Source organism: Bradyrhizobium sp. 63_E2_N1_3, assembly GCF_052076005.1.
In the GTDB taxonomy this organism is placed as follows: domain Bacteria; phylum Pseudomonadota; class Alphaproteobacteria; order Rhizobiales; family Xanthobacteraceae; genus Bradyrhizobium; species Bradyrhizobium barranii.
On the sequence record NZ_CP197235.1, the window covers coordinates 4,008,494 to 4,033,281 of the forward strand.

The window sequence follows — 24,788 nt, forward strand, 5'->3', positions numbered from 1 at the left end:
GACCCGAACATGGGTGGTGAGGCCCTCGCTGTCAAATCGAGGGGTGTTGAAAGCACCCCAAATGGGAAAAGTTTCATATCGAGAAAGTTGCAAAATACCACCTTGGAGTTGCGGTCAATGTCGGCGTAGAGTCGCCCGGGGCATGGATTCGGGTGGGGTCTGGTGACTAAGCCAGGAAAGAAACGGGCGCGCGCCGCGTCAGGCGTGGCGGGAGGCTCGCGCGGTGAGGAACCAGGGGAGGGCGGCGTCGATGAGGCCGTCGCCTTCGTCGCCGAGCAGGTCGGGGCTTTGCGCAAGCTCGCCGAGCGCCACAAGCTCGATGTGCTGCATTATCTCCTGGGCATGACCAAGCTGGAGGCCGACGAGCATCTGCGGCTGCGGAGCAAGCGCAAGCTGTCGTGATGGCTTTCGCCTTTGTCAGCTTCGAGGCTCGCCGAAGAGGCGAGCACCTCGGGGTGACGGTCGGAGAGTTGACCGCGCTGCATCAACCTCGTCATTGCGAGCGCAGCGAAGCAATCCAGAGTCCTTCCTCGGGTGGCTGTCTGGATTGTTTCGCTGCGCTCGCAATGACGGTGTGAAGGCAGTCGGGCGCTCACGCCGACCGCCGCCGCGGTGCCGGTCGGGGCTTCAGCGTGATGTCGGCCAGGCTGAGCAACCGTCCATCCTCGGCGTGCAGCTCGAGCTTCTTCACCGGGCGGCCTTTGACGCGATCGACCATGACGGTGTCGATCTCCTCGGGCGTGTCGTCGAACTCCTCGCTCCATTGCCGGAGCGCGACCAGGATCGGGAAGAGGCCAAGTCCCTTCGGCGTCAGCACATACTCCTGGTAGGCGCTGCCGTCGGAGGCGGGGGCGGTCGCCAGTATGCCGTGTTCGAGCATTGAGCGCAGCCGCGCCGACAGGATGTTCTTGGCCATGCCGAGCTTGCCCTGAAACTCGCCGAAGCGGCGCATACCGAGCATCGCTTCGCGGATGATCAGCAGAGTCCACCAGTCGCCGATCGCCTCCAGCGACCGCGCGACCGGGCAGCCGTCACCCTCAAAACTCGTTCGTTTCACCATCGTCTGAGGTCTCCTCACATTCGCACGATGTCGGCGCCAATCACGCGCTTGTGTGGTTGCATCATAAAACCATACGCCTAGATTGCAATACGGTTTCATAATGAAACTACTGGAGAGGCGAGCATGAGACTGAGCGGCAAGACGGCACTCATCACCGGCGGCAACAGCGGAATTGGATTGGCAACGGCAAAGCTGTTCGTGGCCGAGGGCGCGAAGGTGATCATCACCGGGCGCAATAAGGAGACGCTGGAGGCCGCAGCAAAGGAACTCGGGCCGAACGGGATCGCGCTGGTTGCGGACGCGACCGACGTCGCCGCGACTGAAGCGGCGATCAAGAAGGGCACCGAAAAATTCGGCAAGCTCGATATCGTGTTCGCCAATGCCGGCATCCCCGGCAGCACGCCGCTGGGCTCGACGACGCTGGATGTCTTTGAGAAGGTGATCAGCACCAACCTCACGGGCGTGTTCTTCACGGTGCAGTCGGCACTGCACTATATCAACGACAACGCCTCGATCATCCTCAACGGTTCGGTAATCTCCGTGCTCGGCGTTCCCGGCTACTCCGCTTACGGAGCCGCCAAGGCCGGCGTGCGCGCGCTAGCGCGGATCATGGCCTCGGAACTGTCGCCGCGCGGCATCCGCGTCAACGTCGTTGCGCCCGGCGCGACCCGCACGCCGATCTGGGGCGCCGCGATCGCAACGCCTGAAGCGGAGAAGGCGTTCGAGAAGCGCCTTGGACTATCCACGCCGCTCGGCCGCATTGCTGAACCGGATCACATCTCGAAGACGGTCCTGTTCCTCGCCTCCGACGATGCCGGGCACATCCAGGGCCAGGAGATCTTCGTCGATGGTGGCGCGGTTGCCTCTCCCGCGGGCGCACCGATCTATCGCGGCTGATCAACGTTTGCGAAAATTGAATCGGTCGGCGCGACGACATCGGTTGCGCCGGCCTGTTCCTACACCTCGGTGGCTGTATTCCTCTGAACCTTCCGTGAGGCGTTGAACCTTCGCTTGCGCTGCCAAGACCCTTTTGCGGGCAGGGTCATAAGACTCACTTTCAGGGAGCCCGCGATGTCAAAAGCAGCTCGTATTTCTTCGTCGATTTCAGAACCACGTATTTACACCGAACATTCCGCCATTCCAGCCAAGCACTCCGATACGTCCGAGTTCATCGGGGTGGCACTTTTCTCAGGCATCGGGCTTTTCATTTCGCTCGTCGCCGTCATTCTTGGCGTTCAGGGCGCCTGGTTTTAGCGCTGTCGAATTCTCAGCCGCCGCCGGGCTCCGGCAGCGGCTGGTGTCGGCGTAAGTCTTACGCCGCCTGCAGGCTGGTGGCAGCCTGAAGCGCTCCGGCCAGCGCTTTCTCACGATGCTCAGGGCCAACCTGGATGCCGTCGGCGACGATGAATTCGGGGCTCGTGATGCCCATGAACGCGAACACGCCACGCAAATAGGTTTCGAGGTGCTCGAGCGAGGCGGCCGGCGTGCCCGGGCCATAATAGCCGCCGCGCGAGATCGCCACGATCACGCGCTTGTTGCCGGCAAGGCCCTGCGGGCCGTTCGCGTCGTATTTGAACGTTTTCCCCGCCACCAGGACGCGGTCGATCCAGGCCTTGAGCTGGCTCGGGATCGTAAAATTGTACATGGGCGCGCCGATCACGACGATATCGGCATCGAGGAACTCGTTGAGCACGGCCGCGCTCGCGGCCAGGTCGGGACCGAGTTCCGCCGGCGCCGGCGCGCCTTGCGCGGCCGCAAGGTGCGAGCCGGAGAGGTGGGCGAGCGGAATCTGCGTCAAATCGCGGTAGACGAGGTCGAGCGACGGCGTCGCCTGCCTGAGACGGTCGACGATGGCGGCGGAAACCTGCCGTGAGACGGAGTGGGGGCCGAGCACGCTGGAGTCGATATGGAGGAGTTTCATTGGGGTTCACCTATGGTATAGATTTGTAACCCGCACTACATGAGTGACTGTCAAATTCCCCGCAAGAACGCACTTTTTTGAGCCATGGGCACATCTTTGAGACCTGCACACACCGATTTTCCTGCTCCCCAGATGCCGGATCGCGACCACGCGGACTGCCGCGGGGTCGCCTCGATCCTGGCGCGCGTCGGCGACAAATGGAGCGTGTTCGTCATCATGATGCTGAGCGACGGGCCCAAGCGCTTCAACGAGCTGAAGCGGATGATCAACGGCATCTCGCAGCGGATGCTGACCTTGACCCTGCGCGGGCTGGAGCGCGACGGCCTCGTCACGCGCACGATCTTCCCGACCATTCCGCCGCGCGTGGACTATGAGCTGACCGATCTTGGCCGCGGGCTCCAGCAGCCCGTGATGGCGCTTGGGCTATGGGCGAAGGAGCACCAGGCGCAGATCGCGGCGGCACGCACGCGGTTCGATGAGCGCAACGACACCTAGAGAAGAGAAACGAGACCGCCGCCGTGGCGTTCGAGGCGGCCCGCAAGCTCGAGCTCCAGCAGCACGGTGCGGACGATTGCGGGCGAGGCGCCGGACATCCGCACGAGATCGTCGATCGAGATGGGGGCAGGGCCGAGCAGGCCGGTGATCTGGTCGCGGTCGTGTGATTGCGGGTCGCTCTCGAACGGTTCGCTATCGGGCTCGCTCGCCGGATGCATCAGCGGCCGCTCCATGATCGGTGCGACAGCGTTGATGATGTCGGCGGCTTCGGTGACGAGCGTTGCGCCCTGCTTGATCAGATCGTTGGTGCCGGCAGCGCGCGGGTCGAGCGGCGAGCCGGGCACCGCGAATACCTCGCGGCCCTGTTCGGCCGCCATGCGCGCGGTGATCAGCGAGCCCGAGCGGTGCGCCGCCTCGACCACGACCACGCCGAGCGCGGCGCCGGAGATCAGCCGGTTGCGGCGGGGGAAGTCGCGGGCGCGCGGCTCGTGGCCGAGCGGCATCTCCGAGATCGCAGCGCCCGCGTGATCGAGGATCGAGGCGAGCAGGTCGCCATGCTCGGGCGGATAGATGCAATCATGGCCGCCGGCGAGCACCGCGATGGTGCCGCTCTCGACACTGGCGCGGTGTGCGGCCTGGTCGACGCCGCGGGCGAGCCCCGAGATGATGAGGAATCCGGCTTCGCCCAGCTCACGCGCGAGCTGGCCAGCGAATTTCAAGCCGGCGCCGGAGGCGTTGCGCGAACCGACGATCGCGATCATCGGCCGCATCAGGGTCGCGGTGTCGCCGCGCACGGCGAGCAGTGGCGGCGCATCGTCGAGTGTTGCGAGGCGCGCCGGATAGCCGTCCTCGCCGGGCGCAAGCCAGGCGATGCCGTACTTGCGGCTTGCGGCGAGCTCGGCCTTCGCCTCATCGGCACTACAGATGCGCCCGGAACGGGCCGCGCCGCCGCGGCGCGCCAGATCGGGCAGCCGCTCCAGCGCAGCGCGCGCCGTGCCGAAATGATCGACCAGCGAACGGAAGGTGCGCGGCCCGACATTGTCAGAACGGATCAGCCGCAGGCGGTCGATCCGCTCAGCCTCGGGCAGCTCCACGCTGGGATTGATGGCGTCCACGGCGTCTCCTTGTGGGAGTAGCATGGAACAACCTGAGGGCGTGGGCAACAGCGACGTGTGGTCGTTTCTATCGCCCCAATCATGGGCGGAGGAGGAATGGAGCAACGCGCTGCCTCATTCCTCAAGGCTTTTGCTATTCGATGACCTCGTCCGCGCGCACCTGCAACGACTGCGGTATCTCGAGGCCGAGCGCCTTGGCGGTCTTCAAGTTGATGACCGTCTTAAACAGCGTCGGCTGCTCGATGGGGATGTCGGCCGGGTTCGCGCCCTTCAATATCTTGTCAACGAAAACAGTGGCGCGGCGAAACATGGAGGTGAAGTCTACCCCGTACCCTACCAGTGCGCCCCCCCGGGACGCGACGATGGGTGCGGCAATCGATGGCACGCGGCACTTGTCGACAATCGCCGAGACCAACGCCGAATTGGTGACAAACGCATTGGCGTCCGTGATGACGAGACCGTCCATGGCGGAGGAGCCGACGATTGATAGCGCGTTGTCGAGGTCGCCGGGGACGTCAAGCTCGATCGGTCGCAGCTCAACCTTCATTGCCCGCGCGGCGTTCGTCATGGCACTCATGGTGCCGTTGTTCAGGGGGTTGCCTCGCTGCATGAGCACCCCTGCGCGGGTCATCGAGGGAGCTATGCTCGCAAGAACCTCTAACCGCTTCGCAGCTAGTTCTGTAAGGAAAAAGGTCTGTCCCGTAATGTTGCCACCGGGATGAGCCATGCTGGCTGCAAGGCCCAAGGTCACCAGATCGGGACCCACGATCATCACGGTTGGAATTGTGGTCGTCGCACGGTGCGCGGCAAGAACCCCGGGAAATGTGGCTGTCACGAGAACGTCGACGCCGAGGGCGACCAGTTCAGCAGCCAGCGCCGGAAGCCGGTTATCGTCGCCGTCGGCGTCGCGATATTCAACGTGGACGTTCTCGCCCTCAACCCAACCGAGACCGCGAAGCGCAACGAGGAACGCGTCGACCTCCGAATTTCGCGGTGGGGGGAGGAAAAGGCCGATCCGCGAGACGCGCTTCACTTGCTGAGCGCGTGCGGCCGTTGCCCACGCCAACGCCCCGCCAGCCAAAGTGATGAATCCGCGTCGTTTCATAGCACCGCTAAATCGCTTATCCTCTGGCAGAGAGTAAGCATTTTTCGACATTGGTCCAGCCGCGTCAATGAACAGGTTGGGTCAGAAGGCGCACAGCCTAAGCCGAGACGGCGTGAGCGTCCAACAGTCCGGCAATTCGAATCTCATCGCCTTGATTGTCGGGGCAATTTAGAACTAACGCAAAGGTTGCGGCGTTTCCGCGTTAGTGCCACGCGGCCCGACATTGTCAGAGCGGATCAGCCGCAGGCGGTCGATCCGCTCAGCCTCGGTCAGCTCAACGCTCGGATTGATGGCGTCCACGGCGTCTCCTTGTGGAGGCAGCATGGAACAACCTGAGGGCGTGGGCAACAGTTGCGTGCGCTTGATCGGGCTTCAAAGGCGCTGCAGGAAGACCCGACGTGGTCGACGGGTCTTCCGCAAGGTCGTCGATTCAACGCGCGTGGGCCGCCTGAGCGACAGCGACGCCGCTCCGCGAGACGCGAGCGTCAAGGCTGAGCGCACCGGCACCGAAGGCAAAGATCTGGAGCAGGCCGCCTGCCATCATCACGTTCTTGAGGAAGTGGATCATCTGATTCTGGTCGGCAAAGTTGTTGTGGAACGAGACTGCCGCGGCCAGCGAGAATATGGCGAGCGCCAGCGCGACCGAGCGGGCTTGATAGCCCGCGATCAGCAGGAGACCGCCACCGAGCTCGACGAGAACTGCGATCGCATATGCCAACGGGGGCACCGGCAATCCCGCAGCGGCGATGTAAGCGGTCGTCGCACCATAGGCGGTGAGCTTGCTGAAGCCACTCATTGCAAACGGGAGGCCGATCAGCAGCCGGCCAACGAGGGAAGCATAACGGGTCGTATCCATGGTCATCGCTCCTGTGCTTGGTTGAGGTCCGACGGCGGTGACGCACCAGGCGTTTGTGGTTCGTAAGAGAGTGCGCGCCGCAGGGCCCTGCGTTGTGACCTCACACTGGCTCGATTGAATTGCGATAAAAATAGAAATAATTGAAAGATTCTGTTTCCATTTTTGATCTCATCCGCGCGGCGCCCGCGGACGCGGATGCTCTGGTCGAGCCGCTGGTCCCGGTCGACTGCACGCATGGATCGACCGCGTCCACGTGCGCTTGCGCGACCTCGTCCCGATGCTAAAAGCGATGGCAATAAGAAGGGTATTGCCATGATCTCACTCGCCGACCTCCAGCGCCGCATTGAAGCGGGCGAGCTTTCGCCCGATGACGCCATCGCCCAGTCGCACGCGGCGATCGAGGCCAGGGAGAAGGACGTCCACGCCTTCGTCCGTCACGACAAATCCGCGAAGGCGCAAGCCTCCGGCCCGCTGCGCGGCATCGCCGTCGGCATCAAGGACATCATCGACACCGCCAACATGCCGACCGAGATGGGCTCGGAGATCTATCGCGGCTGGCAGCCGCGCTCGGACGCGCCGGTCGTGATGATGCTGAAGCGGGCAGGCGCCACCATCATCGGCAAGACCACGACCACGGCGTTCGCCTCGCGCGATCCGACCCCGACGCTCAATCCGCACAATCTCGGCCATACGCCGGGCGGTTCGTCCTCGGGCTCGGCCGCGGCCGTCGGTGCCGGCATGATCCCGCTGGCGCTGGGCACCCAGACCGGCGGCTCGGTGATCCGGCCCGCCGCCTATTGCGGGGCTGCCGCGATCAAGCCGTCGTTCCGGATGCTGCCGACCATCGGCGTGAAGTGCTACTCATGGGCGCTTGATACTGTCGGCCTGTTCGGATATCGCGCGGAAGATCTCGCGCGCGGGCTGCTGGCGATCACCGGCCGCACTGAATTCGATGGCATCGCCGCGGCCAAGGCGCCGCGCATCGGCGTGGTGAGGCAGGAGTTTGCCGAGGCCGTGGAGCCGGCGGCGGAAGAGGGCTTGCAGGCTGCGATCAAGGCGGCCGAGAAGGCCGGTGCCAGTGTCAAGACCATCGATCTGCCGGAGTCGGTGCAGGAAGCTTGGCGCATCCACCCGATCATCCAGGATTTCGAGGCGCATCGCGCGCTGGCCTGGGAGTTTTCGGAGCATCATGACGAGATCGCGCCGATGCTGCGTGCCAGCCTCGATGACACCGTCGGCTTGACGCCGAAGCAGTATGACGACGCGCGTCGGATCGCCCGCCGTGGCCGCCGCGAGCTCGGCGAGCTGTTCGAGGGTTTTGACGTGCTGCTGACCTATTCGGCGCCGGGCACCGCGCCGGCCAAGGAGCTCGCCTCGACCGGCTCGCCCCGCTACAACCGGCTCTGGACGCTGATGGGCAATCCTTGCGTCAACGTGCCGGTGCTGAAGGTCGGCGGCCTGCCGATCGGCGTGCAGGTGATCGCGCGCTTCGGCAACGATCCGGGCGCGCTTGCGGCGGCATGGTTCCTGGAGGATGCGCTGGCGAAATCAGGCTAGCGCGGGCTCAGTGGCGGGCAGCGCGCGTTCGGCCTCGGCGCCTGTGGCGCCTTGTCCGAGCCAACGCTCGGCGGCCTCGCGGCCACTCCGGTGCAGCGTACGAATGAAGCCGCGGCCGAGATCGGTGGATGAGCGCTGCGCCAGGCCCTCAATGGAGTCTTCGGCCGCGATCCTGGAGAGCCGCAGCGAAGGTGCGGCAGCTGCTCGCGCCCATTCCAGCGCCGCGATCTCGGCGTTGAGGGCGGCGTTGGCGGCGATCTGGTCGAGCCTGCGGTCGATCGCGGCGAGCGTGATCGGCACGTAGCTGTCACGCGTGGGCGTGACCTGGACGAGCAGCAGATCGGGGGCTGTCGATTCCTGCGCCAGGCGCACCAGCGGCGGATTGCCGCCAATGCCGCCATCCCAATAGGCCTCGCCGTCGATCTCGACGGCGCAGTGAACCAAAGGCGGGCAGGTCGAGGCCAGCGCGACGTCGGCGGTAATGCAATCGTTGCGGAAGATCTGCTGCTGCCCATCGCGGATTCGCGTCGCGGCGATCAGCAGTTTTGGGCAGGCGGCGTCGCGCAAGGCGGCAAAATCGATGTCGCGCGACAGCGCCAGCCGCAGCGGATCGAGATCGAACGGATCGAATTGGCCGGAGCGCAGCGTCGGACCGAACGCGACCGAGCTTCCCGCCGGCGAGAATCCGCCGACCAGCATCAAGGAGCGGAACGAGGCCTCGTGCATCAGGCGGGCCCAGAACCGGTTCAACCGCGAATGGGCGCCTTCGCGTCCGCCTTCGCGTCCGCCTTCGGCGAGGCCGGAGGCGAGCAGCAGCGCATTGATGGCGCCGGCACTGGCGCCGCTGATGGTGTCGATCTGGATGGTCGGGTGTTCCAGCAACCGCTCCAGCACGCCCCAGGTGAAGGCCGCAAAAGTGCCGCCGCCCTGAAGGGCCAGCGACACTCTTTGCGGCGGCCATTGGCTGGAGCGCGGCTGCACGGGCGCGACCGGCGCGGCAATGGTCACGATCTCGACTGGCGCGGCGGCTTGCGCGACGGGCGCAGGCCGGGTCACTGGCGGGGGTACGGGAGCAGGCTCGGGCGCGGGCAGCGGCGAGGGCGCATCGGACCAGACATTGGTCATCGAGAGCAGCCGGCTTGCTGCGGTGCTGGAAGCACCGTGCGAACCAGGCCCGTCATGCGCGCCGACAATCTTCTCGCTCATTCTGAGCTACCGCGTAACGCCATTTCCGCTGTCAGGATGACAGGCGTGGAACTCGTTCGCCACTCCGGCCGCGAGCAGCTTCCGAGTTGCGAACAGGAATTGGCACATAATGCGGAGGCGGTGCGGCGATATCCGTACTTTTTCCGGCCTTGGGATTTTGTTTTGACGCGTTTTCTTGACGCGAACCGGTAGCCACTTCGCTCGAAAACGCTCTAGGCCTTCTCGCCGATCCGGCTTTCCTTGCCCGATTGCAGTCGCTTGATGTTCTCGCGATGCGCGTAGAACAAGAGCAGCGTCAGCGCGGCGAACAGCGATGCGAGCGCGAGATGCCCGAACCACCACAGGAAAATCGGGGTGATGAACGCCGCCACCAGCGCGGACAGCGAGGAGTAGCGGGTGGTGAAGGCGGTGGCGAGCCAAAGCAGGCAGAACACGATCGCGCCGGGCCAGAACAGGCCGAGCAGGATGCCGATATAGACGGCGACGCCCTTGCCGCCTTTGAACTTCAGCCAGACCGGGAAGAGATGGCCGAGGAAGGCGCCGAGCCCGGCCACCATGGCGGCATTGGGTCCCGCGATGTAGCCGGCGATCACCACCGCGACCGTGCCCTTGAGCGCGTCGAGCAGCAGGGTGCCCGCGGCAAGGCTCTTGCGTCCCGTGCGCAGCACGTTGGTGGCGCCGATGCTGCCGGAGCCGATCGAGCGAATATCCTGCGTGCCGGCGAGTTTGGTCAGGACCAGCCCGAACGGAATCGAGCCGAGCAGGTAGCCGATGACAAAGGCCACCGGCAGGAAGGCTTCAAGCCCCATGGCCGCATCTCCATGCTGAACCGCGACGCCACGCATGAATTTGCCCGTCAGACATGCTCGTACACCGTCCGTCCGCCGACAATGGTGCGCACCACGCGGCCTGTAAAGCGGGCCTCGTCGAACGGCGTGTTCTTGCAGGGCGATTTGAGGTCGGCGGGATCGACGATCCAGGGCACATCGGGATCGATCACGATGACATCGGCCGGGCTGCCCGTGCGCAGGGTTCCACCCGGCAGACCCAGGATCTCGGCCGGCCGCGTCGACATGGCCCGGATCAGCGTTTTCAGGTCGAGTTCCTCATTGTGCACGAGGCGAAGGCCCGCCGGCAGCATGGTCTCGAGCCCGATGGCACCGTGTGCTGCTTCCGCGAACGGCAGGCGCTTGACCTCGACGTCCTGCGGATTGTGGTCGGACATGATGACGTCGACGAGGCCGGAGGCGACAGCCGCGACCAGCGCGCGCCGGTCGTCCTCGGTCCGCAGTGGCGGCGACAGCTTCAGGAACGACCGGTAGGGGCCGATATCGTTCTCGTTCAGCGCAAGATGATTGATCGAGACGGAGGCGGTCACGGCGAGGCCGGCGTCGCGGGCGCGCTTGAGGACGTCGAGCGAGTCGATACAGGTCAGCGACGCCGCGTGATAGCGCCCGCCGGTGAGCGCGACGAGACGCATGTCACGCTCGAGCATCACGGCCTCCGCCGCGTTCGGGATGCCCATCAGGCCGAGCCGCGAGGCGAACTCGCCCTCGTTCATCACGCCTTCGCCGACGAGATCGGGATCCTCGGTGTAATGCACGATCAGCGCGTCGAAATCGCGCGCGTAGGTCAGCGCGCGGCGCATCACCTGCGCGTTGATCACGCTCTTGTCGCTGTCGCTGAAGGCGATCGCGCCGGCGGCCTTGAGGAGGCCGAACTCGGTCATCTCCTCGCCGTGCATTCCCTTGGTGAGCGCCGCCATCGGCTGGATGTTGACGATCGCGGTGTCGCGGGCACGGCGCATCACGAAGTCGACGGTCGCCGAGTTATCGATCACCGGAGACGTGTCGGGCTGGCAGATGATGGTGGTGATGCCGCCGGTCGCAGCCGCCTGGCTCGCGGAGGCAAAGGTCTCGCGGTGGCTGAAGCCGGGCTCGCCGACGAAGGCGCGCATGTCGACGAGGCCGGGGGCCACGATCTTGCCGGCGCAGTTGACGACGTCGGTGCCCTCGGGGACGCCGGCCGCTCCGATCCCGCGACGGGTCTCGCGGATGATTCCGTCGGCAATCAGGACATCGCCGGGGCCGTCGAAATCCCTGGAGGGATCGACGACGCGGGCATTGGCGAGCAGGATGGGACGGCGGTCAGTCAGCATGAGCATCACGCGTTCGGCAAGTTGCGGGCGAGCGCTTCGAGCACGGCCATGCGTACCGCCACGCCCATCTCGACCTGTTCGCGGATCAGCGATTGCGCGCCGTCGGCGACCGCGGTGTCGATCTCGACGCCGCGGTTCATCGGGCCGGGATGCATGACGAGCGCGTCCGGCTTGGCGTAAGCGAGCTTTTTCTGGTCCAGCCCGAAATAGTTGAAATATTCGGAGGTCGACGGCACGAAGGAGCCGTTCATGCGCTCGCGCTGGAGCCGCAGCATCATGACGATATCGGCGCCGTTGAGCCCCTCGCGCATGTCGCGCGCAACCTCGACCCCCATGCGCTCGATGCCGGGCGGCAGCAGCGTCGAGGGGCCGACGACGCGGACGCGGGCGCCCATAGTGTTGAGCAGGATGATGTTGGAACGGGCCACACGCGAATGCAGCACGTCGCCGCAGATCGCGACCACGAGGCCCTCGATCCGGCCCTTGTTGCGGCGAATGGTCAGCGCGTCGAGCAGCGCCTGCGTCGGATGCTCGTGCGCGCCATCGCCGGCATTGATCACGGAACCGTCGACCTTGCGCGCCAGCAGTTCCACCGCGCCGGACGCGTGATGCCGAACCACCAGAATGTCCGGGTGCATGGCGTTGAGCGTCATCGCAGTGTCGACCAGCGTCTCGCCCTTCTTGATGGACGAGGAGGAGACCGACATGTTCATGACGTCGGCGCCCAGCCGTTTGCCGGCGAGCTCGAACGAGGACTGGGTCCGGGTCGAGGCCTCGAAGAACAGATTTACCTGCGTCCGTCCACGCAGGACGGTACGCTTCTTGTCAACCTGGCGGTTGAGCTCGACATATTCTTCGGACAGGTCGAGGAGGCCGGTGATGTCGGCCGCGGAAAGGCCCTCGATGCCCAGCAAATGCCGGTGGCCGAGGACGAAGGTCGATTTCGATGTCATTAAAACGAGAGCTATAGGCGGGGATGGCTGGGGGAGCAAGGGCCAATGCCGGGGCGGGGAGTTATCCCCTGATCTGTCGGTGCGGGCTCATCCTCTCCGTCATGCCCGGGCTTGTCCCGGGCATCCACGTGCTTCATTCGCATTTGACGTAAAAGGCCGTGATGGCCGGGACAAGCCCGGCCATCACGATGTGGGGAGCTCCAGTTGAAAACAATTTTGACCGCGCTCTTGGCAGCAACCGTTATCAGCGCAGCCCACGCCCAGTCGCTCCCCGGCGGCTTCGTCTATCTGCGCGACATCGACCCCGGCATCATCCAGGACATCCGCTACGCCACCTCGAACAATTTCGTCGGCCGTCCGCTGGCCGGTTACGGCGCCGGCGAATGCGTGGTGAAGCGGGAGGTGGGGCTGCGGCTGAAGGCGGTTCAGCAGGAATTGGCGGCGCAAGGCCTGTCGCTGAAGATGTTCGACTGCTACCGGCCGGCGCGGGCCTCGCTCGACATGGTGAAGTGGTCGCAGAACGGCTACGAGACGGCGGCCGAGCGGCGCTACAATCCGAAGATCCCGAAGAGCGAGCTGTTCCGCCTCGGCTACATCGCGAGCCGCTCGCAGCATTCCACGGGCGCGGCGCTCGATCTCACGCTGGTCGATCTCAAGGCTGACAATTCCGCCAGATACGATCCGTCAAAAGCCTATGCCGATTGCACGGCGCCGGTCGAGGCACGATTGCCGGAGGGCAGCGTCGACATGGGCACGGGCTACGACTGCACCGACACGAAGGGGCACACTGCGGCACCGTCGATCAATCCGGACCAGCGCGCCTGGCGCAAGCGGCTGGTGGCCGCGATGGCGAAGCAAGGCTTTGTGAACTATGCGAAGGAGTGGTGGCATTTTTCCCTGCCGGGGGCGGGCGCGGCGGCCTATGATTTCCCGATTCCGCCGCGAACGAAGTAGATCGTCGTGCGAACGGCCCCGGAATGATGGTGCCGTCCCAACGAAAGCGCTTGAATGGACTCCCTCAATCCCGATCTCCCGCCGATGACCGTGACGCCAGCTGCGCCGCGCGTCTGGAAATTCTGGGGCACGGCGGTGTGGGGCCTGCTCATCTTCGTCGCGATGTTCCTCGGCCAGGTCGGTGCCATCCTCTATCTGGTCTGGGACCGTGGCGACCCCCTCGACCTGATGTCGATCCAGCGTGTCGGTCGCGAGCCCGCGGCGCTCGCGCTGTCGGTGACCATGGGCCTGCCGGCGACGCTGGCCGCGGTGTGGCTCGCCATCCGCATCAAGAAGGCCTCGTTCGTCGACTATCTCGCGCTGCATTGGCCGTCCTGGAAGCAAATGCTGTTCGGCGCCATCGGGCTTGTCCTGATCGTGGTCGCCTGGGAGACGATGTCGCGGAGCCTTGGCCGCGAGGCGACGCCGGGCTTCATGACCGATCTGTTGAAATCGGGCCGCGACAAGGGCGCGGCTGTGATGCTGCTGTTCGCGTTCAGTGTCGCTGCGCCGATGTCGGAAGAGGTTTTGGCGCGCGGCTTCCTGTTTCGCGGCTGGTCGGCGAGCTTCCTGCGCGTGCCCGGCGCGATCATCCTGTCGTCACTGGTGTGGACGGTCGTGCACCTGCAGTACGACATGTACTTCCTCGCCGAGGTCTTCTCCATCGGCCTGTGGTTCGGCTACATGCGTTATCGCGCCAACTCGCTCTGGCTCACCGTCGTGCTGCATGCGCTGAACAATCTGACTGCGGTGGTGCTGACGATGTGGCTGGGGAGCTGAGGCCTCGCACGAGGCCTAAGCCACCAGCGCGATCGCGATCGGCATCGTGACCGCCGCCAAGATCGTCTGCAGCGTGATGATCTGCGCCAGCAGCGGCGCATCGCCGCCCATCTGGCGGGCCAGCACATAGGCGCTGGGCGAGGTCGGCACCGCCGCGCAGATTGCGACGATCGCCAGGCTGTCGCCCGAGAGACCGAACCAGGCGGCGAGCGCCAGCGCCAGCACGGGCATCAGCGCCAGCTTGAACGCCACGCCGATGGTTGCGCTCACGCTCGGGCGGAGCAGACCGTTGAGCTGCAGGCCGGCGCCGGTAACGAGCAGGCCGATGGCGAGCGAGGACCGGCCGAGCGCGTCCGCAACCTCGTGCCAGATCTTTGGCAGCGGCAGATGGATGACATTGATGACGAGGCCGATCACGCAAGCCCAGATCAGGGGATTGCGGATCACCGTCATGACGATGGCGCGCGCGGACTGCTTCTCGGGCGATGCATAGTGCGCGAGCACGGCGACGCTGAACACGTTGACCAGCGGAATGATCGCGACCATCGCCACCGACGCCAGCGCGAGTCCGACATCGCCGAACATGTTGGCGGACACCGAGAGCGCCACATAGGTCTGCCACCGCGTCGCGCCCTGGAAGATCGAGGTGAAGGCGGGACCGTCGATGTCGAACCGCGCGAGCGCTGGGCGGAGCGCGAGGCAGAGCAGCGACATCGCCAGCACCGACAGCAGCAGCGCACCGCCGACGCCGGCGACCGGCACCCTGGAGAGGTCGGCCTTCACCAGCGTCTGGATCAGGAGCATCGGGAACAGCACGAAATAGGTCAGCCGCTCCAGCCCGTGCCATTGCGTGTCGAGCCGCATCAGGGTGCGCCTGAGCACCACGCCGAGCACGATGAGAATGAAGACCGGCAGCAGCGCCGCGATCACGACGGCCATGGCAGGCGCCTATTCCTTTTTCAGAACGAAGTCGGCCCCGCGTGTCCCGTAGCGGGGGCCCTTCGGCGTGATGGTGTGTTTGGGGTCCATCCAGTCGCCGGCGATCTCGTTGTCCGCGCTGAAGCGCGTGACGTACAGTCCGCCGAGGACGGCATCGTCGCCCTTGAGATATTCGGTCTCGGTCCACTTGATCAGCGGGCCGTCGACCATTCCCTTCACTTTTGTCCGGGTGCCGTCAAAGCTTGGCCACTCCATGGTGCCCGTGAATTCAGCCCCAGAGATCGCGTCGATGGTGAGCTTGACTGGAAAACTGCCGTTGATGTTGTGCGAATACTGGTTGAACGTCCCGGACCACGTGCCTTTGAGCTCCGACACCGCATGATCCTCCGCGGCAGAGCAACCCTGCACAGCGAGGAGAACCAGGAGGACGGCGCCGATCGAAATTTTTGCGCTCGTCGGCAATGCCATGTTGTCGCTTCCGGGAATTAGGCTTGTCGTAAATTGGCGAGGCGGTCGAGCGCGCCTTGCAGGATGAAGATCGCGGCGTGCTCGTCGATCACCTCGGCGCGCTTGGCGCGGCTGACATCCATGCCGATCAGCTCGCGCTCGACCGCTGCGGTCGACAGACGCTCGTCCCAGAGGCCGATGGTGAGTGTGGTCAGCCCGGCAAGGTTGCGGGCGAAGGCGCGGGTCGATTGCGCGCGCGGGCCCTCGCTGCCGTCCATGTTGATGGGCAGGCCGAGCACGAAGCCGACCGCCTTGCGCTCGGCCGCGATCGCGAGCAACCGCGCCGCGTCCTGCTTGAACGCCTTGCGCTGGATGGTCTCGACGCCGGTCGCCAACCGCCGGTCCGGATTGGACACGGCAACACCAATGGTCTTGGTGCCGAGGTCAAGGCCGACCAACCCGCCGCGTTCGGGCCAGTGGGTTGCAGCATCGACGAGAGGCAGGATAAGAGCCGGCATGGTGTTAGCGCATATCACGCGTCGCGCCGCGGAGTGAACCCGGAACATGGATGCACTGACACTATTCGGCCTGTTTGCCGTGACGACGATGCTGGTCTGCTATGCCCTGGAGGATCGCAGCCATTGGTTCGTGCTGCTGTTCGCTGTGTCCTGCGCGCTCGGCTCGGCTTACGGCTTCCTGCAGGGCGCCTGGCCGTTTGGCCTCGTCGAAGCTATCTGGGCCTTCGTTGCATTGCGGCGCTGGCATCTCAGGCCGCGGTGACGGAGAGGCCGGGCGAGGGGCCTGCCGGGTGGCAGGCGGATCCCCGCCCGGGTCGACGTATCGATCAGCGGATCGCGATCGGGTTGATCATCGCCTGCACGCCGCCGGTCCAGCGCGGCTGGCCGAGCACGAACAGGAATTCATAGCCCTTGTCGCGAGCGAGCGCGGCGGTGTCCATGTTCTCGAGAATGTAGGTCCCGTTCATCGCGAGCAGGATCTGGTGTACCTCGAACACGTTCTTGGACTCGAACGGCAGCACCTCGAGCGCCCAGGTGTCGGCGCCGATGGCGACCACGCCCTTGCCGGTCAGGTACTTCGCGCCCTCGACGCCGAGACCGGGCTCGCCGGCCGAGTAGCGCTTGTCGTCCTTGCCGATCAGGCTGAGCCAGCCAGTGTGGAAGATGACGACGTCACCCTGGCGGATCTCGACGTTCTGCTGCTTGGCGGCTTCCTCGATCTCCTTGACGTTGAAAGCGGTACCTTCCTTCACGATGTCGGTTTTGAAATAGGCGGCCATGTCGAGCAGCACGCCGCGGGTGACCATCGGCGGCACCTTCTCGATGCCGAGCTTCTTCAAGCCATTCGGATCGGCGAAATCGGCGAGCTTGTTGCCGTTGTAATAGACGTGCTCGACGCCGAGATGGCCGAGACCGTCGAGCTGGCTGCCGATGCCGACCCACGTATCAAGGATGTCGTCGTTATAGGTCGCCTTGTTCGGACCGAGACCCGGGCTGCCGGCCTGTCCGGGCTGAACGATGGTGAGCTTGAATGTGCGTGGCGGATAGGCGGGTGTCTGTGGCGTGACGGGAATGCCGAGGGCGTAGGTCTTGCCGGTCCTCACCAGCGATGCCGCTTTGACCACGAGCTCGGGCGTCATGTAGTTGGCGGCACCGATCTCGTCGTTCGGTCCCCATTTCGATTTGGTCCAGTCCTGTGCGCTTGCAGTTCCTGATATCGCCGACAACGCGGCGACACAGCACAACACGAGCGTATTGCGCATCGATAGTCCTCCCGATGTTTTGGCTTCGTTGTGTTTTTGCGCTGGCCAGTGACGCATCCTAACGTAGAACGGATGCGTGCTTCAAAGCATTTCGCGGTGCCGCGCTGCGGCGGCTGAACGCAGCGCAGACTAATTCAAGCGCGATGGATTTGTGACGAATTTCGCCACGTGGAACGCTGCGCCGGTGTCAGGCCGCGATGACGTCGTTGTCTTTCTTCAGGCAGGACATGAAACCGCCGAGCGCGCTGTACTGATGTCCGCCGCTGCGCTGGATGAAGAGCGTCTCGACGCGCGCATGCGACGGGCCCAGCGCGTGGATCGACACGCTGCCGGCCATCGCGCTGCGTTCGACCACGGCGCGCGGCAGCAGCGTCACGCCCATGCCGGCAGCGACACAACCGATCATGCCGTCGAGCGTGCCGAGCTCGAAGCGTGCGGCCGACGGCCAGCCGAACTCAACAAAGATCTGTTCGAGACGCTGGCGGTAGGTGCAGCCGGTGCGGAACACCAGCGCGGTCGGACCAGACTCCGGCGTGCCGGCGCGCAGCTCGGCAAGCGAGGCCCAGCGCCGCGCGCTGACCAGCACCAGCTCTTCGCGAAACGCACTCGTCGCAGTGAGGTCGGCATGTGCGATGGGACCCGCGACGAAGGCGCCGTCGAGCGTGCCTTCGAGCACGCCCGCGACGAGGTCGGCGGTGGTCGCGGTGCGCAGGCTCAGCCGCACGGCTGGGAAGTTGCGGTGGAAATCGGCGAGAAGGGACGGCAAGCGCACGGCTGCCGTGGTCTCCATCGAGCCGATCGCGAGCGGTCCCTTCGGCTCGCCGTCGTCACGCGCGGCGAGCACGGCCTCCCGCGATAGCGCGGCCATCCGCTGTGCGTAGGGGAGGAGGCGTTTGCCGGCGCCGGTCAGCGTCATGCCACGGCTGTGGCGTTCGAACAGCGGTGTGCCGATCTCCGCTTCCAGCGCCTTCACGCGCTGGGTGACGTTGGATTGCACCGTGTTCAGCTCTTCGGCGGCGCGGGTGATGCCGCCGGTGCGGGCGACGGCGGCAAAGGTCTGGATATCGCTGAGTTCCATGGCGTCGTTTCACTTTTGTGATGGCAGCGTTCGCAACAATTCATTTTTCGAGAATGCTAGTCGCGCCTAGTCTCCCTGTCCAGATCAGGGAGGGGCTATGCCCATTGAGACGTCGCTGACCAGGCTGCTGGAGATTGAGCATCCCATCCTGCTGGCGCCGATGGACATCGTCGCCGGCAGCCGGCTTGTGACGGCCGTGAGCCGTGCCGGCGGTTTCGGCATTCTGGGCGGCGGCTATGGCGAGAAGGTGTGGCTGGAGCAGGAGACTGCGAAGCTCGCGGGGTTGTCGGCGCCATTCGGGATCGGCTTCATCACCTGGAGCCTCGCCAAGCGGCCCGAGCTTCTCGATGTCGCTCTTGCCGCAAAACCGTCTGCGATCATGTTGTCGTTCGGTGATCCCGCGCCGTTCGCGCCGAAGATCAAGTCCGCAGGTGCACGCCTGATCTGCCAGGTGCAGGATGAAGCCATGGCGCGGCAGGCGCTCGATGCCGGCGCCGACATCCTGATCGCGCAGGGCACGGAGGCGGGCGGTCACGGCGCCTCCCGCACCACCGTCGATCTCGTGCCTGCAATCGTCGATCTTGCCGCGGGCCACGTGCCTGTCGTCGCGGCCGGCGGCATCGCCGACGGGCGCGGTCTCGCCGCCATGATGATGCTGGGCGCGAGCGGCGTGCTGCTCGGCACGCGCTTCTATGCGAGCCAGGAGGCTGATGGCGCGGAGGAGGCCAAGCGGCGTATCTGCGCAGCGAACAGCGGCACGACCGTGCGCGGCATCATCTTCGATCTCTCGCGCAACAATGTCTGGCCGGCGCCGTTCACGGGAAGGTGCCTCATCAACGACCACGCCAGGCGCTGGATCGGCCGCGAGGTCGAGCTGATGCAGAATGTTGCCGCAGTCGCGGCGGACTATGCGGCCGCGAAAGCAGCCGGCAATTTCGATGTCGCGGCCGTGATCGCGGGCGAGGCGGTCGGATTGATTCATGATACTGCACCGGCGGCCGAGATCGTGGAGCGGATTGCGATTGAAGCGGAGCAATTGCTCGCCGGCCGGCGCAACTCGGTTTCTTCTTTTCCTTCTCCCCTTGTGGGAGAAGGTGGCGCGGATGCAATCCGCGCCGGATGAGGGGGTTGTCTCCGCGGATGCAAACCCCTCACCCGTCTCGCCGCTGCGCGGCGATCCACCCTCTCGCGCAAGGGGAGAGGGAAGAGCGAACATGAGGCAAAAATTATGTGGCCTGACCGTCGACTGATCGATCTCTTCAAGACCGAATTCCCGATCGTGCTGGCGCCGATGGCCGGTGTGATGGATGCCGAACTGGTGATCGCCGTGGCAGAGGGCGGCGGGCTCGGCTCGTTGCCGAGCGCGATGCTGTCGCCGGAGAAGGCGCGCGAGCAGGTCAACATCATTCGCCAGCGCGTGAAGGCGCCGGTGAACATGAACTTCTTCTGCCACACGCCGGTTGACCTCACGGCCGAAGCCGAAGCGCGCTGGAAGCAGCGGCTCACGGGCTATTACACCGAGCACGGCCTCGATCCCGCCGCGCCCATCAACGCCGCGAACCGTACGCCGTTCGACGCCGCCTTCTGCGAGGTCGTCGAGGAGCTGAGGCCGGAGATCGTCAGCTTTCATTTCGGCCTGCCGGAGCAGGCGCTGCTCAAGCGCGTCAAGGCGGCCGGCTGCCTCGTCATCTCGTCCGCTACGACGGTGAAGGAAGCAGTCTGGCTGGAAGAGCGCGGCGTCGATGCCGTCATTGCGCAGGGCGCCGAGGCCGGCGGCCATCGCGGCATGTTCCTGACCGACAAGATCTCCGAGCAACCCGGCACTTTTGCGCTGGTGCCGCAGGTCGCCGACGCCGTGAAGGTGCCTGTCATCGCGGCCGGTGGTATCGCCGACGGGCGCGGCATCGCTGCAGCCTTCGCGCTCGGCGCCTCCGGCGTGCAGATCGGCAGCGCCTATCTGCGCTGCCCGGAATCCAAGGTCAGCGCGGGCGGGCGCAAGGCGCTCGCTGAAGCGCGGGACGATTCCACCGTCATCACCAATGTCATGACCGGGCGTCCGGCGCGCGGCGTCCAGAACCGCCTGATGCGCGAAGCCGGCCCGATCTCGCCCGAGGCGCCGCCGTTTCCCCATGCCGCGACCGCGCTGGGGCCGCTCAAGGCAGCTGCCGAAAAGCAGGGCAGGGTGGATTTCACCAATCTCTGGGCCGGCCAGGCCGTGGCCCTGGGCCGTGAGGTCCCCGCGGCCGAATTGACCCGGGATTTCGCCAAATCGGCCCTGGCCCGCATGAAGGGACTGGCTGGCTAAGGTCGCGCCGCCGGTTGCGGCGCAAAACCGGCCTCTGCTATACGGCAGTTAGATTTTGCCGTGAGAGGCCTTATATAATGTCCGTCGACGACGCTACCGTCCGCCGCATCGCGCATCTGGCGCGCATTGCGGTTTCCGAGGGCGAGGTTCCGCATCTGCAGGGCGAGCTCAACGCCATGCTCGCCTTTGTCGAGCAGCTCTCGGAGGTCAACGTCGAGGGCGTGGAGCCGATGACCTCGGTCACCCCGATGCAGATGAAGAAGCGGCAGGACGTGGTCAATGACGGCGAGATCGCCGACGATATCGTTGCCAACGCGCCCGCGACCGAAGGTCACTTCTTTCTTGTGCCCAAGGTGGTCGAGTGACGTAGCGTTTTTGAGCGAAGTGGAAGCCGGTTCGCGTAAAGAAAACGCGTCAAACTAAAGAGCCTTAGGACCAAGTCCGATGTGCATGCTTTGCGACGATGAGAAGGCCTATCAGGCCTACATGAACTATCTCGACAAGATGGAGCGGCAGGGCAAGGCTGCCGATCCCAACGTCGCCGTCAATGCCGTGCTCGACGAGATCGAGGCCGCCGCGAACGTCGCTGCCAAGAAAAAAGACGACCCGGCCAACGACAAAACCCTGTCTCCGTTCTTCTGCAGCCCGATCAATAAATGACCGATTTGACATCGCTGACGCTCGCCGAGGCCCGCAAGGGCCTCGCGGCCAAGACTTTCACGTCCCTCGAGCTGACCGACGCGCATCTGAACGCGATCGAAGCCGCACGCGTGCTCAATGCCTTCGTGATGGAGACGCCCGATCGCGCGCGCGACATGGCGAAGGCCGTGGACGAGAAGATCGCCAAGGGTGAGGGCGGCCCGCTCGCCGGCATTCCGCTCGGCATCAAGGACCTGTTCGCGACCAAGGGTGTGCGCACGACGGCGTGCTCGAAGATCCTCGGCAATTTCGTGCCGACCTATGAGTCCACCGTGACCTCGCAGCTGTGGCGCGACGGCGCCGTGATGCTCGGCAAGCTCAACAATGACGAGTTCGCGATGGGCTCGGCCAACGAGACCTCGTGCTTCGGCCCCGTCGGCAATCCCTGGCGGCGCGAGGGAAGCAACACGACGCTGGTGCCGGGCGGCTCGTCCGGCGGCTCGGCCTCGGCCGTTGCGGCGTTGCTGTGCATGGGCGCGACCGCGACCGATACCGGCGGCTCGATCCGCCAGCCGGCGGCGTTCACCGCGACCGTCGGGATCAAGCCGACCTACGGCCGCTGCTCGCGCTGGGGCATCGTCGCCTTCGCCTCCTCGCTCGACCAGGCCGGTCCGATCGCGCGCAGCGTGCGCGATAGCGCGATGCTGCTGCGCTCGATGGCCGGGCACGATCCGAAGGACACGACGTCGGTCGACATTGCCGTGCCGGATTATGAGGCCGCGATCGGCAAGTCCGTGAAGGGCATCAGGATCGGCATCCCCAAGGAGTATCGCCTCGACGGCATGCCGGCCGAGATCGAGAAGCTCTGGAGCGAGGGCGCGGCCTGGCTGAAGGCGGCCGGTGCCGAGCTCGTCGAAGTGTCGCTGCCGCACACCAAATACGCGCTGCCGGCCTATTACATCGTGGCGCCGGCGGAGGCGTCCTCCAACCTCGCGCGCTATGACGGCGTGCGCTACGGACTGCGCGAGCAGGGCAAGAACATCATCGAACTCTACGAGAACAGCCGCGCCGAGGGTTTTGGCGCGGAGGTGAAGCGCCGCGTCATGATCGGCACCTATGTGCTCTCGGCCGGCTATTACGACGCCTATTATCTGCGCGCGCAGAAGGTGCGGACGCTGATCAAGAAGGATTTTGAGGACTGCTTCGCCAAGGGCGTCGACGCGATCCTGACGCCGGCGACGCCGTCGGCAGCCTTCGGCATCGGCGAGAAGGGCGGGGCGGATCCCGTCGAGATGTATCTCAACGACATCTTCACGGTGACCGTGAACATGGCGGGCCTGCCGGGCATCGCCGTGCCTGCGGGCAAGGACGCGCAAGGCCTGCCGCTCGGCCTGCAGCTGATCGGCCGTCCGTTCGATGAGGAGACGCTGTTCTCGCTCGGCGAGGTGATCGAGCAGGCCGCCGGCCGCTTCACGCCCGCGAGGTGGTGGTGAATGTCGCCGCGTTCATCGCGAGCCTCGACGGCGCGGCGCCCGCGCCGGATCTGAACGCGCCGCTCGCCGGCCTCTGGTGGGCCGCGAAGGGCGACTGGGATCAGGCGCACAAGATCGTTCAGGACGAGAACAGCCGCGACGCCGCCTGGGTGCACGCCTATCTGCATCGGGTCGAAGGCGATCTCGGCAATGCCGGCTACTGGTATCGCCAGGCCGGCCAACCCGCGGCAAAGGATTCATTGGAGGCGGAGTGGGAGCGGATCGCTGCCACGCTGCTCGGGAGCAGGACATGAGCACGGCCACGCACAAGCTTCTCAAGGGCGCCACCGGTGACTGGGAGATGGTCATCGGCATGGAGATCCATGCCCAGGTGACCTCGAATTCAAAACTGTTCTCGGGCGCGTCCACCACGTTCGGCGGCGAGCCGAACAGCCACGTGTCGCTGGTCGATGCCGCGATGCCGGGCATGCTGCCCGTCATCAACGAGGAATGCGTCAGACAGGCTGTCCGGACCGGGCTCGGGCTGAACGCGCAGATCAATCTGCGTTCGGTGTTCGACCGTAAGAACTATTTCTATCCGGACTCGCCGCAGGGCTACCAGATCAGCCAGTACAAGTCGCCGATCGTCGGCGAAGGTGAGGTCGTGGTCGAACTGGATGGCGGCAAGACCGCGACCATCGGCATCGAGCGCCTTCATCTTGAGCAGGACGCCGGCAAGTTGCTGCACGATCAGTCGCCGGCCATGTCCCATGTCGATCTCAACCGTTGCGGCGTGGCGCTGATGGAGATCGTCTCTAAGCCCGACATCCGCGACGCCGAGCAGGCCAAGGCCTATGTGACCAAGCTGCGCTCGATCCTGCGCTATCTCGGCACCTGCGACGGCGACATGGAGAAGGGATCTTTGCGCGCCGACGTCAACGTCTCCGTGCGCAAGCCGGGTGCACCGCTCGGCACCCGCTGCGAGATCAAGAACATGAACTCGATCACCTTCATCGGCCAGGCGATCGAGTACGAGGCGCGGCGCCAGATCGAGATCCTCGAGGACGGCGGGGAGATCGACCAGGAAACGCGGCTCTACGACCCCAACAAGGGCGAGACGCGATCGATGCGGTCCAAGGAAGAGGCGCATGACTACCGCTACTTCCCCGATCCCGACCTGCTGCCGCTCGAATTCTCGCAAAGCTTCGTCGACGAGCTGAAGACAGAGCTGCCGGAGCTGCCGGACCAGAAGAAGGCGCGCTTCGTCGCCGACTTCGGCCTGTCGGCTTACGATGCGAGCGTGCTGGTCGCCGAGCGCGAGAGCGCGGTGTTCTACGAGACGGTGCTGGACACGCTCGGCAACCGTGCCCGCGACGGCAAGATGGCGGCGAACTGGGTGATCAACGAGCTGTTCGGCCGTCTCAACAAGGAAGGCCGGGATATTACGGCCTCTCCCGTCAACGCCGAGCAGTTGGCTGCGATCATCGACCTGATCGGCGAGGGCACGATCTCCGGCAAGATCGCCAAGGATCTGTTCGAGATCGTCTGGCAGGAGGGCGGCGATCCGCGCGCGCTGGTCGAAAGCCGCGGCATGAAGCAGGTCACCGACCTCTCGGCGATCGAGAAGGTGGTCGACGACATCATCGCGGCCAATCCCGACAAGGCCGCGCAGGTCAAGGACAAGCCGCAGTCGCTCGGCTGGTTCGTCGGCCAGGTGATGAAGGCGTCCGGCGGCAAGGCCAACCCGCAGAGCGTCAACGACCTCTTGAAGTCGAAGCTCGGCATCTGACGTCACACATTCGAACGAGGTGACGGATACGCTTCGTCACCTCGTTTCCGGTTCGCGCTGCGACGCTCGCGCGCACCCTCGGCGGCAAACTCCATCCCGACCGACGGCGATGCGGCGGCCGAATCGCCGCCACGCGATTC

General features: G+C 65.2%; 29 protein-coding genes and 1 pseudogene. 15 read left to right on the forward strand and 15 right to left on the reverse strand.

Features of this window, described 5'->3' with window-relative positions; all coding sequences use genetic code 11:
* Positions 1 to 162: 162 nt before the first annotated feature.
* On the forward strand, positions 163 to 402 hold the full coding sequence (locus AB7531_RS18930; protein WP_063982807.1) for a hypothetical protein: 240 nt from the start codon (positions 163 to 165) through the stop codon (positions 400 to 402).
* Positions 403 to 592: 190 nt separating this feature from the next.
* Here the strand turns inward: AB7531_RS18930 and AB7531_RS18935 are convergent, their stop codons facing one another.
* Positions 593 to 1,060, reverse strand: coding sequence for a winged helix-turn-helix transcriptional regulator (locus AB7531_RS18935; protein ID WP_063982808.1), 468 nt, complete (start codon positions 1,058 to 1,060; stop codon positions 593 to 595).
* Between the two features lie 123 nt (positions 1,061 to 1,183).
* Between AB7531_RS18935 and AB7531_RS18940 the strand changes: the two genes are divergently transcribed.
* Together AB7531_RS18940 and AB7531_RS18945 are read left to right on the forward strand one after the other, a co-directional pair.
* Positions 1,184 to 1,957, forward strand: a complete 774-nt coding sequence (locus tag AB7531_RS18940) for an SDR family NAD(P)-dependent oxidoreductase (RefSeq protein ID WP_063982809.1) — start codon at positions 1,184 to 1,186, stop codon at positions 1,955 to 1,957.
* A 174-nt stretch (positions 1,958 to 2,131) separates the two neighbouring features.
* Positions 2,132 to 2,314 (forward strand): hypothetical protein, encoded by a 183-nt coding sequence (locus AB7531_RS18945; protein ID WP_071917406.1) that lies wholly within the window; start codon positions 2,132 to 2,134, stop codon positions 2,312 to 2,314.
* A gap of 58 nt (positions 2,315 to 2,372) precedes the next feature.
* On the opposite strand, the gene AB7531_RS18950 is transcribed toward AB7531_RS18945, so the two are convergent.
* Positions 2,373 to 2,981 carry an FMN-dependent NADH-azoreductase gene (locus tag AB7531_RS18950; protein ID WP_014494708.1) on the reverse strand — a complete coding sequence of 203 codons (609 nt, stop codon included), beginning with the start codon at positions 2,979 to 2,981 and terminating at the stop codon, positions 2,373 to 2,375.
* An 84-nt stretch (positions 2,982 to 3,065) separates the two neighbouring features.
* Between AB7531_RS18950 and AB7531_RS18955 the strand changes: the two genes are divergently transcribed.
* A complete protein-coding gene (locus AB7531_RS18955) occupies positions 3,066 to 3,476 on the forward strand; it encodes a winged helix-turn-helix transcriptional regulator (RefSeq protein WP_028152772.1) in 411 nt (136 codons plus the stop codon).
* Here AB7531_RS18955 and dprA read toward each other — a convergent pair.
* The 4 genes and pseudogenes from dprA to AB7531_RS18975 all read right to left on the reverse strand — a co-directional run bounded on the left by dprA (position 3,473) and on the right by AB7531_RS18975 (position 6,552).
* A complete protein-coding gene (gene dprA, locus AB7531_RS18960; RefSeq protein ID WP_231142126.1) occupies positions 3,473 to 4,615 on the reverse strand; it encodes a DNA-processing protein DprA in 1,143 nt (380 codons plus the stop codon). The two genes, AB7531_RS18955 and dprA, sit on opposite strands and share 4 nt — an antisense overlap.
* A 109-nt stretch (positions 4,616 to 4,724) precedes the next feature.
* Positions 4,725 to 5,696, reverse strand: a complete 972-nt coding sequence (locus tag AB7531_RS18965; protein ID WP_063982810.1) for an ABC transporter substrate-binding protein — start codon at positions 5,694 to 5,696, stop codon at positions 4,725 to 4,727.
* 210 nt (positions 5,697 to 5,906) lie between these two features.
* Positions 5,907 to 6,020 (reverse strand): annotated as a pseudogene (locus tag AB7531_RS18970) (DNA-processing protein DprA); the annotation flags it as partial.
* A gap of 106 nt (positions 6,021 to 6,126) precedes the next feature.
* Positions 6,127 to 6,552: a DoxX family protein gene (locus AB7531_RS18975; RefSeq protein WP_063982811.1), complete on the reverse strand. Its 426-nt coding sequence runs from the start codon at positions 6,550 to 6,552 to the stop codon at positions 6,127 to 6,129.
* A gap of 312 nt (positions 6,553 to 6,864) precedes the next feature.
* On the opposite strand from AB7531_RS18975, the gene AB7531_RS18980 reads away from it, so the two are divergent.
* The gene (locus AB7531_RS18980; protein WP_063982812.1) at positions 6,865 to 8,109 is read left to right on the forward strand and encodes an amidase; all 1,245 of its coding nucleotides are present in this window, start codon (positions 6,865 to 6,867) and stop codon (positions 8,107 to 8,109) included.
* Here the strand turns inward: AB7531_RS18980 and AB7531_RS18985 are convergent.
* From AB7531_RS18985 to AB7531_RS19000, 4 genes are all read right to left on the reverse strand, one after another.
* Positions 8,101 to 9,315, reverse strand: a complete 1,215-nt coding sequence (locus AB7531_RS18985) for a patatin-like phospholipase family protein (RefSeq protein ID WP_063982813.1) — start codon at positions 9,313 to 9,315, stop codon at positions 8,101 to 8,103. The two genes, AB7531_RS18980 and AB7531_RS18985, sit on opposite strands and share 9 nt — an antisense overlap.
* 212 nt (positions 9,316 to 9,527) lie before the next feature.
* Positions 9,528 to 10,124: a glycerol-3-phosphate 1-O-acyltransferase PlsY gene (gene plsY / locus AB7531_RS18990; RefSeq protein ID WP_063986317.1), complete on the reverse strand. Its 597-nt coding sequence runs from the start codon at positions 10,122 to 10,124 to the stop codon at positions 9,528 to 9,530.
* 47 nt (positions 10,125 to 10,171) lie between these two features.
* Complete coding sequence (locus AB7531_RS18995; RefSeq protein ID WP_063986318.1) at positions 10,172 to 11,473, reverse strand: dihydroorotase; 1,302 nt, start codon at positions 11,471 to 11,473, stop codon at positions 10,172 to 10,174.
* A gap of 5 nt (positions 11,474 to 11,478) precedes the next feature.
* The gene (locus tag AB7531_RS19000) at positions 11,479 to 12,426 is read right to left on the reverse strand and encodes an aspartate carbamoyltransferase catalytic subunit (RefSeq protein ID WP_014494716.1); all 948 of its coding nucleotides are present in this window, start codon (positions 12,424 to 12,426) and stop codon (positions 11,479 to 11,481) included.
* A gap of 204 nt (positions 12,427 to 12,630) precedes the next feature.
* Between AB7531_RS19000 and AB7531_RS19005 the strand changes: the two genes are divergently transcribed.
* Both AB7531_RS19005 and AB7531_RS19010 read left to right on the forward strand, forming a co-directional pair.
* A complete protein-coding gene (locus AB7531_RS19005) occupies positions 12,631 to 13,380 on the forward strand; it encodes a M15 family metallopeptidase (protein ID WP_063982814.1) in 750 nt (249 codons plus the stop codon).
* A gap of 54 nt (positions 13,381 to 13,434) precedes the next feature.
* A complete protein-coding gene (locus tag AB7531_RS19010) occupies positions 13,435 to 14,199 on the forward strand; it encodes a CPBP family intramembrane glutamic endopeptidase (RefSeq protein ID WP_063982815.1) in 765 nt (254 codons plus the stop codon).
* A 15-nt stretch (positions 14,200 to 14,214) separates the two neighbouring features.
* Here the strand turns inward: AB7531_RS19010 and AB7531_RS19015 are convergent, their stop codons facing one another.
* From AB7531_RS19015 to ruvX, 3 genes are all read right to left on the reverse strand, one after another.
* The gene (locus AB7531_RS19015; RefSeq protein WP_063982816.1) at positions 14,215 to 15,138 is read right to left on the reverse strand and encodes an AEC family transporter; all 924 of its coding nucleotides are present in this window, start codon (positions 15,136 to 15,138) and stop codon (positions 14,215 to 14,217) included.
* A gap of 9 nt (positions 15,139 to 15,147) precedes the next feature.
* Positions 15,148 to 15,513 carry a hypothetical protein gene (locus tag AB7531_RS19020; protein ID WP_187388032.1) on the reverse strand — a complete coding sequence of 122 codons (366 nt, stop codon included), beginning with the start codon at positions 15,511 to 15,513 and terminating at the stop codon, positions 15,148 to 15,150.
* A 110-nt stretch (positions 15,514 to 15,623) separates the two neighbouring features.
* Positions 15,624 to 16,103 (reverse strand): Holliday junction resolvase RuvX, encoded by a 480-nt coding sequence (ruvX, locus tag AB7531_RS19025; protein ID WP_063982818.1) that lies wholly within the window; start codon positions 16,101 to 16,103, stop codon positions 15,624 to 15,626.
* Positions 16,104 to 16,149: 46 nt separating this feature from the next.
* Here ruvX and AB7531_RS19030 point away from each other — a divergent pair, with 46 nt between their 5' ends.
* Positions 16,150 to 16,365: a hypothetical protein gene (locus AB7531_RS19030; protein WP_063982819.1), complete on the forward strand. Its 216-nt coding sequence runs from the start codon at positions 16,150 to 16,152 to the stop codon at positions 16,363 to 16,365.
* Positions 16,366 to 16,429: 64 nt separating this feature from the next.
* Here AB7531_RS19030 and AB7531_RS19035 read toward each other — a convergent pair whose 3' ends face one another.
* Together AB7531_RS19035 and AB7531_RS19040 are read right to left on the reverse strand one after the other, a co-directional pair.
* Positions 16,430 to 17,365 (reverse strand): cyclase family protein, encoded by a 936-nt coding sequence (locus AB7531_RS19035; RefSeq protein ID WP_063982820.1) that lies wholly within the window; start codon positions 17,363 to 17,365, stop codon positions 16,430 to 16,432.
* 187 nt (positions 17,366 to 17,552) lie between these two features.
* Entirely contained in the window at positions 17,553 to 18,443 is an 891-nt protein-coding gene (locus AB7531_RS19040; RefSeq protein ID WP_063982821.1) for a LysR family transcriptional regulator, read from the reverse strand.
* A gap of 97 nt (positions 18,444 to 18,540) precedes the next feature.
* On the opposite strand from AB7531_RS19040, the gene AB7531_RS19045 reads away from it, so the two are divergent.
* From AB7531_RS19045 to gatB, 7 genes are all read left to right on the forward strand, one after another.
* A complete protein-coding gene (locus tag AB7531_RS19045; RefSeq protein ID WP_063982822.1) occupies positions 18,541 to 19,566 on the forward strand; it encodes an NAD(P)H-dependent flavin oxidoreductase in 1,026 nt (341 codons plus the stop codon).
* Positions 19,567 to 19,671: 105 nt separating this feature from the next.
* Positions 19,672 to 20,748 carry an NAD(P)H-dependent flavin oxidoreductase gene (locus tag AB7531_RS19050; RefSeq protein WP_063982823.1) on the forward strand — a complete coding sequence of 359 codons (1,077 nt, stop codon included), beginning with the start codon at positions 19,672 to 19,674 and terminating at the stop codon, positions 20,746 to 20,748.
* A 77-nt stretch (positions 20,749 to 20,825) separates the two neighbouring features.
* Complete coding sequence (gene gatC, locus AB7531_RS19055) at positions 20,826 to 21,113, forward strand: Asp-tRNA(Asn)/Glu-tRNA(Gln) amidotransferase subunit GatC (RefSeq protein ID WP_063982824.1); 288 nt, start codon at positions 20,826 to 20,828, stop codon at positions 21,111 to 21,113.
* Positions 21,114 to 21,192: 79 nt separating this feature from the next.
* Entirely contained in the window at positions 21,193 to 21,408 is a 216-nt protein-coding gene (locus tag AB7531_RS19060; protein WP_441280033.1) for a hypothetical protein, read from the forward strand.
* Entirely contained in the window at positions 21,405 to 22,880 is a 1,476-nt protein-coding gene (gatA, locus tag AB7531_RS19065; RefSeq protein ID WP_063982825.1) for an Asp-tRNA(Asn)/Glu-tRNA(Gln) amidotransferase subunit GatA, read from the forward strand. Before AB7531_RS19060 ends, gatA begins: the two co-directional genes overlap by 4 nt.
* Positions 22,871 to 23,173, forward strand: coding sequence for a hypothetical protein (locus tag AB7531_RS19070; protein ID WP_094183808.1), 303 nt, complete (start codon positions 22,871 to 22,873; stop codon positions 23,171 to 23,173). Before gatA ends, AB7531_RS19070 begins: the two co-directional genes overlap by 10 nt.
* Positions 23,170 to 24,648, forward strand: coding sequence for an Asp-tRNA(Asn)/Glu-tRNA(Gln) amidotransferase subunit GatB (gatB, locus tag AB7531_RS19075; RefSeq protein WP_063982826.1), 1,479 nt, complete (start codon positions 23,170 to 23,172; stop codon positions 24,646 to 24,648). The genes AB7531_RS19070 and gatB overlap by 4 nt, the downstream gene beginning before the upstream one ends.
* The last annotated feature ends 140 nt before the right edge of the window (positions 24,649 to 24,788 follow it).

What these genes read in the sequence shown, in the direction of transcription:
- AB7531_RS18935 (WP_063982808.1), bottom strand. Translation starts at nt 1,060, where the DNA reads ATGGTGAAACGAACGAGTTTTGAGGGTGACGGCTGCCCGGTCGCGCGG.
- AB7531_RS18940 (WP_063982809.1), top strand. Translation starts at nt 1,184, where the DNA reads ATGAGACTGAGCGGCAAGACGGCACTCATCACCGGCGGCAACAGCGGA.
- AB7531_RS18945 (WP_071917406.1), top strand. Translation starts at nt 2,132, where the DNA reads ATGTCAAAAGCAGCTCGTATTTCTTCGTCGATTTCAGAACCACGTATT.
- AB7531_RS18950 (WP_014494708.1), bottom strand. Translation starts at nt 2,981, where the DNA reads ATGAAACTCCTCCATATCGACTCCAGCGTGCTCGGCCCCCACTCCGTC.
- AB7531_RS18955 (WP_028152772.1), top strand. Translation starts at nt 3,066, where the DNA reads ATGGGCACATCTTTGAGACCTGCACACACCGATTTTCCTGCTCCCCAG.
- dprA (WP_231142126.1), bottom strand. Translation starts at nt 4,615, where the DNA reads ATGCTACTCCCACAAGGAGACGCCGTGGACGCCATCAATCCCAGCGTG.
- AB7531_RS18965 (WP_063982810.1), bottom strand. Translation starts at nt 5,696, where the DNA reads ATGAAACGACGCGGATTCATCACTTTGGCTGGCGGGGCGTTGGCGTGG.
- AB7531_RS18975 (WP_063982811.1), bottom strand. Translation starts at nt 6,552, where the DNA reads ATGGATACGACCCGTTATGCTTCCCTCGTTGGCCGGCTGCTGATCGGC.
- AB7531_RS18980 (WP_063982812.1), top strand. Translation starts at nt 6,865, where the DNA reads ATGATCTCACTCGCCGACCTCCAGCGCCGCATTGAAGCGGGCGAGCTT.
- AB7531_RS18985 (WP_063982813.1), bottom strand. Translation starts at nt 9,315, where the DNA reads ATGAGCGAGAAGATTGTCGGCGCGCATGACGGGCCTGGTTCGCACGGT.
- plsY (WP_063986317.1), bottom strand. Translation starts at nt 10,124, where the DNA reads ATGGGGCTTGAAGCCTTCCTGCCGGTGGCCTTTGTCATCGGCTACCTG.
- AB7531_RS18995 (WP_063986318.1), bottom strand. Translation starts at nt 11,473, where the DNA reads ATGCTGACTGACCGCCGTCCCATCCTGCTCGCCAATGCCCGCGTCGTC.
- AB7531_RS19000 (WP_014494716.1), bottom strand. Translation starts at nt 12,426, where the DNA reads ATGACATCGAAATCGACCTTCGTCCTCGGCCACCGGCATTTGCTGGGC.
- AB7531_RS19010 (WP_063982815.1), top strand. Translation starts at nt 13,435, where the DNA reads ATGGACTCCCTCAATCCCGATCTCCCGCCGATGACCGTGACGCCAGCT.
- AB7531_RS19015 (WP_063982816.1), bottom strand. Translation starts at nt 15,138, where the DNA reads ATGGCCGTCGTGATCGCGGCGCTGCTGCCGGTCTTCATTCTCATCGTG.
- ruvX (WP_063982818.1), bottom strand. Translation starts at nt 16,103, where the DNA reads ATGCCGGCTCTTATCCTGCCTCTCGTCGATGCTGCAACCCACTGGCCC.
- AB7531_RS19030 (WP_063982819.1), top strand. Translation starts at nt 16,150, where the DNA reads ATGGATGCACTGACACTATTCGGCCTGTTTGCCGTGACGACGATGCTG.
- AB7531_RS19035 (WP_063982820.1), bottom strand. Translation starts at nt 17,365, where the DNA reads ATGCGCAATACGCTCGTGTTGTGCTGTGTCGCCGCGTTGTCGGCGATA.
- AB7531_RS19040 (WP_063982821.1), bottom strand. Translation starts at nt 18,443, where the DNA reads ATGGAACTCAGCGATATCCAGACCTTTGCCGCCGTCGCCCGCACCGGC.
- AB7531_RS19045 (WP_063982822.1), top strand. Translation starts at nt 18,541, where the DNA reads ATGCCCATTGAGACGTCGCTGACCAGGCTGCTGGAGATTGAGCATCCC.
- AB7531_RS19050 (WP_063982823.1), top strand. Translation starts at nt 19,672, where the DNA reads ATGTGGCCTGACCGTCGACTGATCGATCTCTTCAAGACCGAATTCCCG.
- gatC (WP_063982824.1), top strand. Translation starts at nt 20,826, where the DNA reads ATGTCCGTCGACGACGCTACCGTCCGCCGCATCGCGCATCTGGCGCGC.
- AB7531_RS19060 (WP_441280033.1), top strand. Translation starts at nt 21,193, where the DNA reads ATGTGCATGCTTTGCGACGATGAGAAGGCCTATCAGGCCTACATGAAC.
- gatA (WP_063982825.1), top strand. Translation starts at nt 21,405, where the DNA reads ATGACCGATTTGACATCGCTGACGCTCGCCGAGGCCCGCAAGGGCCTC.
- gatB (WP_063982826.1), top strand. Translation starts at nt 23,170, where the DNA reads ATGAGCACGGCCACGCACAAGCTTCTCAAGGGCGCCACCGGTGACTGG.